This is a genomic window from Brochothrix sp., from assembly GCF_017549435.1.
In the GTDB taxonomy this organism is placed as follows: Bacteria; Bacillota; Bacilli; order Lactobacillales; family Listeriaceae; genus Brochothrix; species Brochothrix thermosphacta.
Genome location: NZ_JAFYUW010000080.1, coordinates 1 through 15,771 on the forward strand (window position 1 = coordinate 1; position 15,771 = coordinate 15,771).

At 36.0% G+C, this 15,771-nt stretch carries 14 protein-coding genes; 1 reads left to right on the forward strand and 13 read right to left on the reverse strand.

What is annotated here, in order from left to right; translation table 11 throughout:
• A partial coding sequence (locus tag IKV95_RS05275; protein ID WP_287451479.1) for a penicillin-binding transpeptidase domain-containing protein occupies positions 1-975 on the forward strand: 975 nt, incomplete at its 5' end.
• Positions 976-1,042: 67 nt separating this feature from the next.
• Here the strand turns inward: IKV95_RS05275 and abc-f are convergent.
• The 13 genes from abc-f to IKV95_RS05340 all read right to left on the reverse strand — a co-directional run.
• On the reverse strand, positions 1,043-2,863 hold the full coding sequence (abc-f, locus tag IKV95_RS05280; RefSeq protein ID WP_287451480.1) for a ribosomal protection-like ABC-F family protein: 1,821 nt from the start codon (positions 2,861-2,863) through the stop codon (positions 1,043-1,045).
• Between the two features lie 461 nt (positions 2,864-3,324).
• Complete coding sequence (locus IKV95_RS05285; RefSeq protein WP_029092608.1) at positions 3,325-4,143, reverse strand: undecaprenyl-diphosphate phosphatase; 819 nt, start codon at positions 4,141-4,143, stop codon at positions 3,325-3,327.
• A 70-nt stretch (positions 4,144-4,213) separates the two neighbouring features.
• Entirely contained in the window at positions 4,214-5,104 is an 891-nt protein-coding gene (locus tag IKV95_RS05290) for a deoxyribonuclease IV (RefSeq protein ID WP_227002016.1), read from the reverse strand.
• Between the two features lie 17 nt (positions 5,105-5,121).
• Complete coding sequence (locus tag IKV95_RS05295; protein ID WP_029092610.1) at positions 5,122-6,465, reverse strand: DEAD/DEAH box helicase; 1,344 nt, start codon at positions 6,463-6,465, stop codon at positions 5,122-5,124.
• Between the two features lie 513 nt (positions 6,466-6,978).
• Positions 6,979-7,647: an ABC transporter ATP-binding protein gene (locus IKV95_RS05300; RefSeq protein WP_029092611.1), complete on the reverse strand. Its 669-nt coding sequence runs from the start codon at positions 7,645-7,647 to the stop codon at positions 6,979-6,981.
• 3 nt (positions 7,648-7,650) lie between these two features.
• A complete protein-coding gene (locus IKV95_RS05305) occupies positions 7,651-8,727 on the reverse strand; it encodes an ABC transporter permease (protein WP_029092612.1) in 1,077 nt (358 codons plus the stop codon).
• Positions 8,728-8,816: 89 nt separating this feature from the next.
• A complete protein-coding gene (locus tag IKV95_RS05310; protein WP_029092613.1) occupies positions 8,817-9,413 on the reverse strand; it encodes a TetR/AcrR family transcriptional regulator in 597 nt (198 codons plus the stop codon).
• A 177-nt stretch (positions 9,414-9,590) separates the two neighbouring features.
• Complete coding sequence (locus IKV95_RS05315) at positions 9,591-10,442, reverse strand: PRD domain-containing protein (protein ID WP_069136872.1); 852 nt, start codon at positions 10,440-10,442, stop codon at positions 9,591-9,593.
• Positions 10,443-10,458: 16 nt separating this feature from the next.
• Entirely contained in the window at positions 10,459-11,928 is a 1,470-nt protein-coding gene (locus IKV95_RS05320; protein ID WP_287451481.1) for a glycoside hydrolase family 1 protein, read from the reverse strand.
• 27 nt (positions 11,929-11,955) lie between these two features.
• On the reverse strand, positions 11,956-13,782 hold the full coding sequence (locus tag IKV95_RS05325) for a beta-glucoside-specific PTS transporter subunit IIABC (protein WP_069125072.1): 1,827 nt from the start codon (positions 13,780-13,782) through the stop codon (positions 11,956-11,958).
• A gap of 267 nt (positions 13,783-14,049) precedes the next feature.
• Entirely contained in the window at positions 14,050-14,709 is a 660-nt protein-coding gene (gene nth / locus IKV95_RS05330; RefSeq protein WP_029092617.1) for an endonuclease III, read from the reverse strand.
• 17 nt (positions 14,710-14,726) lie between these two features.
• Entirely contained in the window at positions 14,727-15,461 is a 735-nt protein-coding gene (locus IKV95_RS05335; RefSeq protein ID WP_051536027.1) for a DnaD domain-containing protein, read from the reverse strand.
• Between the two features lie 205 nt (positions 15,462-15,666).
• Positions 15,667-15,771 (reverse strand): amino acid--tRNA ligase-related protein (locus IKV95_RS05340; RefSeq protein ID WP_287451482.1); only part of this gene is annotated, 105 nt, incomplete at its 5' end.

Here is a 15,771-nt window from a genome sequence, read left to right on the forward strand (position 1 = left end):
CTCGATCGTTCACTCAACTTTATGGAAAAAATGGATTTTAAATTTGATCGTGACAAATTAGGTGAATCGATTGCAATTGGTGCCTATGACAAAGTTAACCCTCTTCTACTAACAGGTGGTTATGGCGCATTCGCAAATAATGGTGTTTATAATAAACCACACACAGTTAAAAAAATCACGACTCGCCAAGGGGATACAATCGAAATGGCACCCGAAAGCAAGCGCGTTATGGCACCTCATACTGCCTATATGATTACAGATATGTTAAAAGATACACTGACTAAAGGAACAGGAACAACAGCTGCTATTAGTGGTTTACAGGCTGCTGGTAAAACTGGGACAACTAACTATACAGATCAAGAAATGTCTGATTACGGTATTTCTGATCCTGCTAGTGTACCTGATTCATGGTTTGCTGGTTATACAACTCGTTATACGATGGGTGTTTGGACTGGATATGAGCAAAAGAAAGTCTATCTTTCAAAATCCGAACAAAATTATGCAAAACTGATCTATCGTGAAATGATGAGTTATATGTCAAGCAAAACAAGCACCGAAGATTTCAATCAACCTGATGATGTATTAAGCCTCAGTATTGCTGCTAAGTCTAACCCACCACTACTTGCAGCAAAAGGAACAACATCAACAACTGAATTATTTATAGCAGGAACACAGCCATTTAGTTATGGAACATCTCCAATAGATAAAGCAAAAAAATCAACAAGTAAAAAGAAAGAATCTTCATCATCAGAAAAACAAAGTTCATCATCTTCTTCCTCAACTACTGAAGAAAAAGAAAGCGAAAGTTCTTCTTCAACTACTGAAGAAAAAGAAAGCGAAAGTTCTTCTTCAAGTAGTCAGGAACAAACAAAAGAAACCAATTCCAATGAAAGTAATGCATCTAACGATAAACCAGAAAACAATGCGACTCCTCCAAAAAGGACAAATAATTCTGGTGATAAAAAAGAATCATAATACTAAAAACGCCACTGAGACTAATATCTCAGTGGCGTTTTTCTTTACTCATTCATGACCCATTCGTTTAAAAGCACCTGTAATTTTTTTCCAATGTTGTTAACTCTTTTTCTAAATCCTGGTAATTTTCCCAGTTAGATTCGTTCGTGATTTCCTGCTTCAAAGTGGAGATTTGTTGCTCTATATTATCACTCTCTGCTTCATAATCACGCGTAGTTGTATTATTACGATAATCTGTTTTTACTGCGTTTTTTTCCAAAGGTACGTTTGCATGAGCGATACCGTGTTGCTTCTTAGCCTCGTCGTAGTTACCCGAATAAAGCTTAGCTGTTCGATTTTCTAGCCAAAGTATGCGATTGAACAAAGCATTAAGAAAATAACGATCATGTGAAACAGCTATGATTGTACCTTTGAATAAAGCTAATTGTTCTTCTAGAACCTCGCGCGATTCAATATCCAAATGGTTAGTTGGCTCATCTAGCACCAGGACATTAACATCTTCGTACATCAACTGCGCTAAACGTAACCTCATACGCTCACCACCGCTTAATGAAGCGACTTGCTTGAAGACATCATAACCATAAAACAAGAAGCTAGCAAGAACGCTTCTCGCTTCTTCTTCCGTTATACTGATATTTTCGCGAAAGGCATCGATTAATCGTATACCAGTCGCTTGATGATTCAACTTTTGTGAGAGATATCCTATTTTCACGTTGCTTCCACTTTTCACCTGACCTTTGTCGGGCGACAATTCACCACTCATTATTTTCAATAAAGTGGTTTTACCCGCCCCATTTTCACCGACAATAGCAATATGGTCTTTCCAACCAATAGACACATTCACACTATTAAAGAGCGTCTGACCGTAACCAAAACTAACCGCTTCTAATCCTAATACATCATTTCCAGCACGGTCAGCATTTTGTAAACTTAGGTTCATTTTTTTAGCAACAGGTGGGCGCTTTTTCACAACAATCCGCGCTAAGGCTTTTTCCATATTCTTAGCACGACGATGCAACGAAGCACTAGGTGGCGATGCCTCATTCGCCCATATTTTTAATTGCTTAATGGCTTCTTGCATCTTTTTAATTTTCTTTTGTTGCTCATCATACTGTTGGAAGGCTTGCATGGTTTCAGCTTCTTTTTCTTTAACATAACGATCATAATTTCCATTGTATGTCTTCAAAACACCGTCTTCTATCTCAGCAATACTTGTAGATACAGCATTAAGGAAATAACGATCGTGTGAAATGATAAGCGTAGCACCTTCAAAATTACGTAAATAGTCTTCTAACCAATCAATCGCCAACATATCCAGATGATTGGTCGGTTCATCTAGCAACAAGACATCAGGTTCACTCAAAAGCAACTGCCCCAACATAATTTTGGTCTGTTCACCCCCGCTAAGTTGGGTAAACGTTGTCTCAATGATTGACTCTAATTTCAGTCCCTTTACTACACGATTTACTTTAGCTTCAATCTCATAACCACCAGCTTGAATAAAAGCCTCTTGTTTTTCACCATAAACAAGTAATTTCCGCTCTAACGCATCACCAGTAAGTGTCACCATACGCCTTTCTAATTCTTCTAATTCTACCTGTAGTGCCAACGTTTGAGAGAACGCTAGATCTAAGACATCTTTTCCAGTGTATTCAATTTCAAACTGTGGAATCTGATGCAAATATCCCGTTCTAATCCCTTTACGTTTAATTATCCGACCCACATCTGCTGTTTCGACATCTGCTAATAATTTAAGTAATGTTGTTTTTCCACAACCATTACGACCCACAATTCCGATGATTTGTTTTTGATTCGCTGTTAATGTTAAATCTTCAAAGATGAGTGTCCCACCTATTATTTTTGTAACTGCTTCCGCTTTAATCAACATTTTGTTTTCCTCCGTTTATTAGAAAACCACAGCTATTTTTGTGTACAAAAATAGCCGCATGCTAACAGCATCCGACTCTAGTTATAACCTTCATCATAAATGAATGAGGTTAAAATAGTGATTAATACGGTATTATCAGCTGTGGTTTACTTTATTATGATTTTTGACAGACTCCTCCAGTGAGTTGAAAAATGCATAAGAAAGACCACGTGTGAATGTAAGAACCGCTTGTCTTTTTTCACTCGTAACCACAGATAATAAACACATACTAACCACCTCCGTTTCACTTTATTAACTTTATGATAGCATACCTTCTAAATTAGGTAAAGAAGCAATATCCACACTGATCTTCATTGATTTTGATTTTAATAAAACTACCACTAATACGATGAGGCTATCACTAAAAAAAGCAACCAACTACCGCTGTGAAAACGGTCAATTGATTGCTTTTAAAAATAGTTTTATCTGAAAATCATGTATAAAATAAAGATGAACGCGATGATAAAGCGATAATAAGCAAAACCACGTAATGTCACACGCTCAATCAATTTCAAGAAGAATACAATCGCTAACATTGCAACAACAAATGCAACAATACTTCCGACAATAAAAATCGGAACATCACTCATTGTCATTGTATCAAGTGCTTTGTATACTTTTAATCCCGTTGCACCAATCATCATTGGCACAGCAATAATAAATGAAAACTCAGCAGCTGTCTTACGACCCACTCCAACGATTAAACCACCTGACATCGTAGAACCAGAGCGTGAAAAACCTGGCCACAAAGCTAATACTTGGAAAAAACCAATATATAATGCTTGTTTATATGATAATTGATCGAGTGTTTCCGATAAATTACGATTTTTATGCGCAACTTTTTCAGCAATCAACATTAAAATACCACCTGCAATTAATGCGATAATAACAGTTTGATAAGAGAACAGATGCTTATCAATCATATCGTCAAAAATCAATCCGGCAATGATAGCTGGAATACAACCAACAATAACGTGAATAAGATTTAACTGATTCTTACGACCTTTGTATTCACCTGTTTTAACACCTACAACTGCCCAAAGACGACGCCAGAAGACCACAACTACCGCCATGATTGATCCTAGTTGAATAACGACTTCAAAGGTATTAATTTGCTTCCAAGTGTTTTGAACACCCATTAACTCAGCAGCTAAAATCATGTGTCCTGTTGATGATACTGGTAAAAATTCAGTCAAACCTTCAACGATTCCCAGTACAATTGCGACAATCCATAAACTCATTATTTGATTCCTCTTTTCATCTCTTTTTTATGACAGAAACCACCCCAATGACACAGAGTGGCTCAGTCTTCTATTCAGCTAACACTTTTGCAAGTATATCAGGATCGAATGTTTGTTTCTTAAACATTTCAATTTCTAAACGATAAGGTGCTTTTTTATTGTTTTTATCTTCACCAACAAAGGGTGTTTCCAATATTTTAGGCAGTTCTGTCAATTGTGGGTGATGAACGATATAGTTAAGTGCTTCAAATCCGATTGTTCCAAAACCAATATTGGCATGACGATCTTTTCCAGCACCACGTTCATTTTTACTGTCGTTAATATGTAAAACTTTCAAACGATCTAAACCAACAATTTTATCAAATTCATTCAATACACCATCAAAATCTTCTTTGATGTTATATCCAGCATCATTCACATGGCAGGTATCTAACGTAACTGATAACTTATCACTGTGAGTCACACCATCCATAATACGTGCTAATTCATCAAATGAGCGACCAATTTCAGTACCCTTACCTGCCATTGTTTCCAAGGCAATTTGAGCTGTTTGGTCTGCATGAAGCACTTGATTTAACCCTTCGATAATACGAGCAATCCCAACATCAGCACCAGCACCAACATGCGCACCTGGGTGCAAGACAATTTGATTAACACCTAACGCTTCAGTACGTAAAATTTCTTTTGTTAGAAATTCTACAGCCAATTCAAAGGTTTCTGGTTTTGTCGTATTGGCAAGATTAATAATATATGGTGCATGAACGACAATGTCACTCATACCATATTTTTCAATTAATGCTTGGCCTTCTTCAATATTTAGTTCTTCCACTGGTTTACGACGCGTATTTTGAGGTGCGCCCGTGTAAACCATGAAAGTCGTTTCGCCATAACTATGTGCGTCTTCTGCTGCGCCAGCGTACATGCGCTTGCCAGCCATTGACACATGTGAGCCAATTTTCAACATAAGCTACCTCCTAATTAATTATGTTTACCTTGCGAGTTTTTACCAGCACGAGTACCAGCACGTTTTGCACGTTCTTTATTTTTTTCAATCGCACGGTTAATTTTTTTCTTATAACCAGGTTTGATGTTTGCTTTTGCTTTTTTAACCATTCCACCAATACGTGGATCAACATCGTCACGTTTTTCTTTACGATATTTACGACGGTTACGGTCAGCCATTTGAATCCATTCACCTTTTTTAAGGTTTTTGTATTCAAATTCAACACCACGTTTTTCAAGTGCTACTAATTTCTCTTCATCTTCTGGTTCATAGATTGAAATACTAATTCCTTCTTGTCCTGCACGACCTGTACGACCTGCACGGTGAATAAAGAAATCAGGATCATCTGGCAAGTTGTAGTTAATCACATGACTTGCGCCTTCAATATCAATGCCACGTGCTGCTAAATCAGTTGCAACAACATATTGGAAATCAAGGTTACGGATTTGTTTCATGATACGTTTACGATCTCGAGCAGGTACGCCACCATGAATTTTTGCAACATTAAGCTCTTTCTCTAATAAGAACTCTGTTAAAGTATCTGCGTCAGCTTTTGTATTACAGAAAATTAACGCCATAAACGGTGTCATTGTTTTTGTAATATCATAAATTAAGTGTTCGCGCGATTTACTTTTCAAATCAACAAGTACATTTGTTACTGTTGGTGAGATAATCGCTTCAGGTTGAATATGCGCATAACGCGGGTTTTCCATATATTTCTTTAAAAATGGTTTTAATTTCTCTGGAATAGTTGCAGAGAAAACTAAGATTTGTAATTTTTCAGCTAAACGACTTGCAATATTATCTACGTCTTCAAGGAATCCCATGTCCAACATTAAATCAGCTTCATCGACAACGAGTGTTGTTGTTGTATAAGTTTCTAATGCTTTCTCACGCATAAGGTCATAAATACGACCTGGTGTCCCAATAACGATTTGCGGTTGTGTTTTGAGTTGCCCCATTGCACGTTTCTTATCAGTTCCACCAATCATTAGACGCGTATGAATTTCCGGGTCTGATAATTTTGCAATTTGACGTGCTTCTTCGTGAATTTGTGTTGCTAACTCACGACTTGGTGCAGTGATGATCACTTGCACTTCATTCAATGAAGGGTCAATTTTATCCAATAATGGTAACAAGTAAGTATGTGTTTTACCTGTTCCTGTTTGTGATTGTCCAATTGCAGATTCACCACGGTGAATTGTTGGCATTAATTGTTCTTGAATTTTTGTTGGTTTAAAGAAAGCCTTTTTAGCAATTGCTTCGTTAATAAATGGCTTGAACCCAAAAATATCAAATTTCGATTTTTTTTCTGTCATTCGATTTTCTCTCCTTTGTGGCGAGCCTTCTACGTTCTCTCTCGCACTACACTCGTCTTTAATTATAACTTATTTTAGCGCAAATGGCTTGTGTTTTCATAGATTCTTTCAAAAAAGCTTACTTTTATCATGAAAAAAGCACATTAAGTCCCTCATGAACTATCTTTAAATTAGCCGTTTTTTTCACTATCGAATTATTTATACACTGCCTAAGAATAAAAAAGCAGCCATAAATGGCTGCTGAATTTTTATCGTTATTCAAAAAGCATCACACTAATTTTTTCTCCAACTATAACAGCCAATGGCTTACTTTCTTTCAAAAAAATCAGTAGGGACAGATAGCCTTCTTCATTTTCATTCAAGCTAGTCACCATTTAACAGACTGTTATCGTTTTCAGTGGTTCCAATTTAATCGTTATTGAATGAGTGGGTTTTACTTTTGTTTTTTTCTAGCTACACCCACTAATAACTTTTAAATTTCAAAACACTATCTATAATGAGTGGATTTTGCTTTTATTGTTCACTTAGGGTGCCGTCAACGATTTTATAAACTCGATCACAAAACTGTGTTAAACGTTGATCATGCGTCACCATGATGGTTGCTTTATTGTTTTCTTTCGTTTCACGCGAAAGTATTTTCATCACTTCAAATGCACGATCCGAGTCGAGCGATGCGGTTGGCTCATCAGCCAAAATCAGACTTGGTTGGGTATAAAGAGCTTTTGCAATGGCTACACGTTGACGCTCCCCACCAGATAAATCTGCTGGATACTTAGCTAGTAAATCCTCAATTCCTAACTCTTCCAACAAACGTTTTCGTTCTTTTGCATTCATATTATTTTTCTTCACTTTGTCCGATAACGTCAATTGTTCTTCTACTGTTAAAAATGGTACGAGATTTGATGCTTGTAAAATAAAACCAACTTCTTGCAAACGTGTCGCTGCCCGTTGTTTTTCTTTCATGTTCGTAAAATCTGTGCCATTAATAAGAATACTGCCTTTTGATGGTGTTTGTAAGCCACCAGCAATCGTTAGAAACGTACTTTTACCTGATCCAGATGGTCCAATAATAGCGATTAACTCACCTTTATTCGCTACAAAGTTAGTTAATTTTAACGCTTCTACTTTTTTATGACCCTCACCATATGTTTTTGTTACGTCATTTAATTCTAAAATCGACATCTCTTAACCCCCTATCGCTTTTAATGGATCAATTTTCACAATTGTACGTACGGATACAAGTCCACCAAGTATCGCCACCGCTACAAAAATCAGCGCATAAAAGACTAATGTCACGTAATCAATTGAAATTGGAACTGCAGCAGGTAAAGCAACTCCAGTAATTGCGGTTAGGCCAAAACCAATTAAAACACCTATAACTGATAATATAAATGTTTGTGCAACAACTGAACGTGCTAGGAACGCGCTTGAAATTCCTTGCGCTTTTAATACTCCAAACATACTTACTTTTTGAATTGTTAAAACATACAAGAAGATTGCGATAATAATCGATGCAATCACAAACAAAAAGATAATCATAAAGTTTAATGTGAGATTTTGAGCGCTGTATCCTGGTAATTTTTCAATAAAAGTCTCAATTGGTGTGACTTCTAAAGATTTAGATACCTTCACTTTACTCGCGTCTTCACCTTTTAAAACAACCGCATTTATAGGCGCATTTTTTTCATCAACTTTTCCATATTTTAAATCTTGATAAGAAGCCATTGATGTATATAAGACTGGCGCGGCATTGAATTTTGCTTTTGTTGTAAAACCAACAATTTTCACTTCTTTTTCAGATGATGCCACTGTAAAAGTATCACCGATTTTATAACCCGCATCCTCTAAAGAATCATTAGCAACAACTTCACCTTCTTTGGCAAAGGCCTTACCTTTAGTGATTTCAGGCATGATAAACTGATTTTTTTCAATCCCCATAAGAGTGATTTTTTCTTTATCTTCTGTTCCTTTTTTCTTAATAACTGTTGCCATATTACCTATGTACGCTTTGTTTTTCTCAGGAACATCTATCGCTTTCCCTTCTTTAAGCGTCAACGTTGAGGCTGTCAAACTCACATCAGAATCCGACGTTAATACAATACTTGATGCATCCCATTGATCAACTGCTTGACGGTTCATATCTTTTAGACCATTTGCTAATCCAGATAATACAAATACAAGATAACTAACAAGTACAAGAACCCCTATGATTAAACCATATCGCAATTTTGCATGCTTAATTTCCTTCCACCCTAAAAACATATTATTCCTCCTTTTTTCATTTATCATTCGATAAGTGAAAATTTATAAAAAAAACCTTTTCTGCAAAAGGCTTATCTTAACTTCTTTAATTATACTAAACCTTCAAGTAAAAAATCAATACTTTCGCTTATTTTAATCAAAAGTTGTTCATCCGTTTGATGAGGAAGCTTCAACGAGACTAGCGACATAACAACTCCAAAAGTATACTGGGTCATTGAAGACGCCGTTTTATCCAATCGTAGTTCGCCTTTTTTAATTCGATCTTCAAAAAACGTTGTCATTGGAATAAAATAAGTCGATTGCCACATTTTAAACAAGAACAGACGGTTAGCTTCTGAAAATTGACTGTTTATATCATTAATCATCATTGCTAAGTTAGAAGGATGTTTAACAATCAATAATTCAAAATACGAAATTAACGCCGGTTTTAGCGCTAATTCATCCAGTTTTAATGTTGCGTAATGCTCTCGAACATCTGTGGTAACAGCATCCATAACTGCAACATAGATCATTTCTTTATCTTTAAAATGATGATAGAGTGCAGGTTGCGTGATATTGCTCTCTTTGGCAATTTCACGGGTTGTTACAAAACGATACCCCTTATCCATAAATAATGCTTCTGCAGTTGCGACGATACGTTGACGTGTCTTTTGCATTTCCAATGCGCGATTGGTTGGTTGTGCCATGCCGTGCACTCTCCTTTTTGTGCTCAATACCCTGATAAATAATTACATTCTTATCATAGACGGCACTCGTTTTTTTGTCAATTACAAGCCACTTATAGACAAAAAAATAATCATTTATGTAATAAAATAATAAAAAACACAATCCAGTTGAGGATTGTGCTTTTATAGCTTTATCTATCACTCTTTATTCAGTAGTGTATGATTCATTAGTCGATTAATATGAACACCTAGATAGACAATTTCATTTTCTGGTATCTTTGTATTATAGGCTTGATCAACATAACTTTTCACCTTCGTTGCTACCTCCATAGCAGCTGGATATAACGACCACATTTGTCGATACAATTCGTCTTCTTTTTCTTGAATTAAGCCTCCTGAGAAAAAACGGTCGACGAAAAAACGAACATGGGTAATAAATCGCGTATAATGGATTGAATTTGTATCTAAGTTGTGTTGAATGGAGTACCTTACCATATTAACAAGGGTACCAACTAATTTAGCTTTTCTTAGCCCATCTTGGTCTTCAGCAATATCTGACTGAGCATTAATAAGATGAAAAGCAATATTAGAAGCCTCTTCTTCTGGTAAATTAAAAGAGTGTTTCTCTTTGATTTGTTTAAGCGCCACTTCACCAACATGATACTCTTTTGGATAATAATTTTTAATCTCCCAATACAAGCGATTCGATGTATTAATCCCCTTTTCATTCCGTTCAACAGCAAAGTGCAGATGATCTGATAGTGTTAAATAAATCGAAGGATTTAATTGATAAGACAATTCAGTTTCTGCCAAAGATACAATCTCTTTCGTTATTTCAAAAAACTTTATTGGAATTTCATTAACTAACTCTGCAAAGTGGGTTGATTTTTTTGCTTCAATTGGCAAGAAAATTTTATCAACAACTGAATCTGAAATGATATCTCCATTTTTCTTTCCATAGCCAATCCCTTTACCTAAGGCAATCATTTCTTGTCCATCATTATCTACCAAAACAACACTTGAGTTCAATATTTTTTTCACTAAAATCATTTAAACTCACTCCTTATCACTCGTCAGCTAAACTAGCCCCGTTAGTTGCTATCACTTTTTGATACCAATCAAACGAATCTTTTTTCATTCGGTTATATGTACCGTTACCTTCATCATCTGCATCAACATAGATAAAGCCATAACGTTTAGACATTTGTGATGTCCCCGCACTTACTAAATCGATGGGTGCCCAACTTGTATAACCAATCAAATCAACACCTTCATCAATCGCTTCTTTCATTTGTTTGAAGTGCTCTTTAAAATATTCCACGCGATAAGGGTCATGAATTTCACCATTTTCAATACGATCAACAGACCCCATACCATTTTCAACGATCATCATTGGAATTCTATAACGATCATACAATTCAATCATTGAAATTTTCAGCCCCTTAGGATCAATTTGCCAACCCCAATCAGTTGAATGTAAATAGGGGTTTTTAACACCTAAGACCGTATTACCTGGTGTTCTTTCAGCCTCTGGATCACCAGATTCCGCCATTGACATATAGTAACTAAAAGTTAAAAAGTCTACTGTGTTTTCTTTTAAAATGCGACGATCTTCGTCTGATATATCTAAATGAATGCCTCGGTTTTCCAAATTAATTTCAATCATTCGAGGATATTCACCTTTAACTTGAACATCCGTATAAAAATGATTTTCGAGGTTTTTATTCAATGTTAATTCTACATCAAGCGGGGCACAAGTTAATGGGTAAGTCATCAATTTCGTCAACATACAGCCTACTTGATTTTTTGCATTCACTTCGTGAGCAACTTTTGTGACCAATGCACTTGCGACAAATTGGTGATGAAGTGCTTGATAAACTTCTTGTTCTTCTTTACCTGTCGTGCATTTATCTGGAATAATGCCTGCTGTTGTGAAGGGGTGACGATGAATACTATCAATTTCATTAAATGTTAACCAATAATCAACATATTCATCATATTCTTTAAAACAAACCGTTGAAAACCTCACAAAATCATCAATCACTCGACGCTCTACCCAACCATTATACTTTAGACTTAGGGATAATGGCATTTCATAATGAGAAAGTGTCACAATTGGTTTAATACCTAAACGATTCATTTCTTTAAAGACATTGCGATAAAACTCAACGCCCGCTTCATTCGGTTTTTCTTCTTCACCCGTTGGAAATAGACGGCTCCAAGCAATCGAAAGACGCAGTGTTTTAAAACCTAATTCAGCAAACATCGCTAAATCTTCTTTGTAACGATGATAAAAATCAATCCCACGACGTTTTGGATACCATTTATCACTCTTATCGGCAATCGCTTCTTCAATTTTAGACGTTGATATCTCCATATGAGCTGCATAATCTTTATTATCGATATTTGGTTTGTAACTTGCAATATCAGCTACTGAGAGTCCTTTACCATCCAAGTTCCACCCGCCTTCCACTTGATTGGCAGCAATTGCACCACCCCATAAAAAATCTTTTGGAAATTCATTTGTTTTATTCATATTGTCCTCCTATTATTAATTTTTTTGTCAAACAATGGGTACGATTGATAAAACTTCCGTATCCGTTGTTACCGACTCAGACTGATGTATTGATTTCACTTGATAGGATTCTTTATTCGTAACGACACAAATAACGGTTGGATCATATCCAGCTGCAACAATTTTATCTAAGTCAAAAGCTATTAATTTTTGTCCTTTAATTACTCTATCTCCAACGTTAACAAATGTTTCGAATCCTTCACCCGCTAACTGCACAGTATTTAAACCAATATGAAACAATATTTCTGCACCGTTATTCATTTTTAATCCTAAAGCATGTTTCGTATCAAACACCATTGTTACCTCACCCTCTTCAGGCGCAACCAATTCTCCTTCTTTTGGAACAATCCCAAGGCCATCACCCATCATGCCACTTGCAAAGACTTCATCATTGATTGATGAAAGTGAGACAATTTCTCCACTAGTAGGACTTGTTAAATGTTCTAATCCGTTTTCTTTTAACACCTCTTCTGAAACATCTTGTGGGTCTTTATAGATAATTAATACGGCAATAAAACCTATAACAAAAGAAATACCGAATGTAGCAAACGCCCACACTAAATTCATGGGATTTACTTTTTCAACAAACATTGTGATACTTGCCAATCCAGGTCCAACTAGAGCGAATGCTTTGATTGCCATAATTCCAGCAAAGCTACCACCAATTAAACTAGCAAACATCACACTATATAGGACGCGTTTATGTAAAATTGTTACGCCGTATAAGGCAGGTTCAGTAATTCCAAACAAGGCTGAAATACCTGCTGATACTGCTGTTGCTTTTAATTTTTTATCTTTTGTTTTAATACTAACAGCAAACGACGCACCCGATTCTGCAATATTATGAGCTAATGAAGCTGGTAAATATAATAATTCCGCACCCATTTTACTCATTGATGAAACAGCATAAGGAATCATCGCTTTATGCATACCCGTAACAACCATGAAAGGAAGTACTGCCGCAAGTAAGCCAGTTGCCACCCAACCAAAATGATTGTATAACCAAATTATCACTGCTGAGAAAACTGTACCGCCGTTATAACCCAATGGGCCTAAGATAAGTAGCGCGATTGGCACAGTGATTAATAAGCTCATCATAGGTACAAAGAAAATTCTAATCGGTTTCGGTGAAATTTTAGTAAATAGTTTTTCAATTTGAGCATAAAATAGAACTGTCAAAATTGCTGGGAAGACTTGGGAAGCATAAGCAATATTAGTTACTCCCATTCCCAAAAATGATGTTCCGTCAGCTAGCATGGTTGTTACTTCAGGTAGAATTAACGCACCAACTGCAGAGACTGCAACTAATTGATTCACTTTTAATTTATTAGCTGTTGTGATTGCAACTAAAATCGGTAAGAAATACAAGGGTGCGCCACCGATCAGGTTCAATAATTGATAAGTTGAACTTTGGTCGTTCATCACCCCAGTTGCTGATCCAAGTAATAGCAGTGATTTTAAGATACCACCACCAGCAATTGCTGGTATTAATGGTTGGAAGATAGAAATAATAAAATCAAGAATAACTGCCCCTATTTTTTGTTTTTCTTTTGATGTATTAGTCTGAGAAACTTCACCTATTAATGGTTTTATTTCATCGTAAACCTCTACAACCTCATTCCCAATAATTACTTGCGTTTGAACATTTTGGCGAACACCAATGACCCCATCTACTTTTTCAAGTTTATCTGTATCGACTATTTGATTATCTTTTAAAGTAAAACGTAATCGAGTCGAACAATGTTCAAGATGAGAAACATTTTCTTTGCCACCAATTAATTTTAAAATTGATTTAGCGGTTTCTTTATAATCCATAACTAACGCTCCTTTTTTAGGTAGTTACGCAATATTGGCCAAATATTACGCAAAAAAACAGGCAGAAACTAAATAAAACATTCAACCTCATGATAATAGTTGAAAATTGCTTTATTTAGGTCCTGCCTGCTTTACCAGTCACATGCCTGTTTTTAACTAACCTTATAATAACACGACTAGAATGAAAGCGCAACCACAATGTTTGATGAAAAATAAGCAGCAACAAAAAAGTGTCGCTGCCTATCAATCGTAGCTGTTACTGTTTTATCAACCGTCAAAACCTCGTGCTTTTGCTTGTTTTTTACCTTCACGACAAAAAGAAAGGAAGGGACATTCTGGACATTTTGGTGATCGTGCTGTACAGAAATAACGTCCAAAAAAGATCATTCGATGATGTGATACCGACCATAATTCCTGCGGTATCTTTTTTTGAAGCGTGATTTCCACTTCTTTAACATTATCTTTATAACGACAAATACCCAATCGTTTAGAAACACGTTCGACATGTGTGTCTACGGCAATTGCTGGGTAATCAAATGCCACTGACATCACAACATTTGCTGTTTTTTGTCCAACACCTGGTAAACTCACGAGTGCTTTCATTGATTCTGGTACCTCATCGTTATATTGTTCATGAATTATTTTAGCTGTTGCTTGAATGTTTTTAGCTTTATTCCGATATAAACCAATTGATCTAATATCATCCATCAGTTCTTCTAATGGCACTTCGAGATAATCTGTCGGTTTTTTATACTTTTCAAATAAGTTTTCCGTGACACGATTAACAAGTTTATCTGTACATTGCGCCGATAACATGACAGCAACTAACAATTCAAACGGATTTTCATGTATCAATTCACAGTGAGCATTTGGAAAAAGCTCACCCATCTCTGCAATTACTTCAGTTGTCTTTTGCTTAGAGAGCATATCATTCTCCTTTACACCTATGTTTTTGGTTTATTATCGTCTAACCAATTATACATCTTAAATGGTTTTGCTGGTTTTGCTTCACTGGTTAAATTGGGGGATGATTTGGTATTTGTTTTCATCGTATGAGTACCAAATTCACGGCTAGCAGCTTTAGCATCATCCAAGGTTTTAACACCATTTGCTTGCCAATTACTTAAAATCCGATCAATATAACGAATGTTTTTTTTGCCTGCAATTACAGCTTCCTTCAACGCTTCTTTAATAAGTTCTGGTTCATAATGTTCTAGTTCAGTCCAATTAGCAATTGTTTCACCTTCAATAGGTGATAATTGTCGCGAGAACTCTCGCTCAATCAAGGCATACATACTCATATCACGAGCCTGCTTTTCTTCTACAACTTCATCCTCAACTTGATTAACAACCTGGAGTGCAATTTTTTCCCACAGTGGTGTTAAATCATATCTTTCAGTTACCCGACGTTGTGCATCAATTTCAGTGTTAATTTTAAGTACTTTAGCATCAATCAGTTTTTGTATTTTAATATAACACTCCGATTGTGTCAGCGCCATCCGTTTACTTAATTCAGCAATAGGTGGTAAATATTCGCCTTGTTGGATATAACCATGTAGATGAATTAATAACAACACATCTGTATCTTCCAAACCTAATTGGTGGTGATATTGTAACAAAGGTACAGGCAGGTTAACGGAACCAGCCATCATGCTTTTAGCTAAAAATTGATAATCCATCAGTACCTCCTTGTATTAATAAAACGCACCATCACAATAATTGGATGATGCGTCTCAGATTTATATCTTGTGGTCTGTACTTTTATTTATTATCTAGTTTAGACCACTAACACCTGTCCATTTTCATCTTCTTCTACCGACACAACTAGTCGTTTGTCAAAGATTCCAAATGCTTTGGTGTTAAGCTTGTGGTCTGAGCTTTTATTTATGGGTAGATACGGTTTAACAAACGTGGGAACGGAATTGTTTCACGCACATGTTCAACACCTGTTACGTATGCTACTAAACGCTCTAAACCTAAACCAAATCC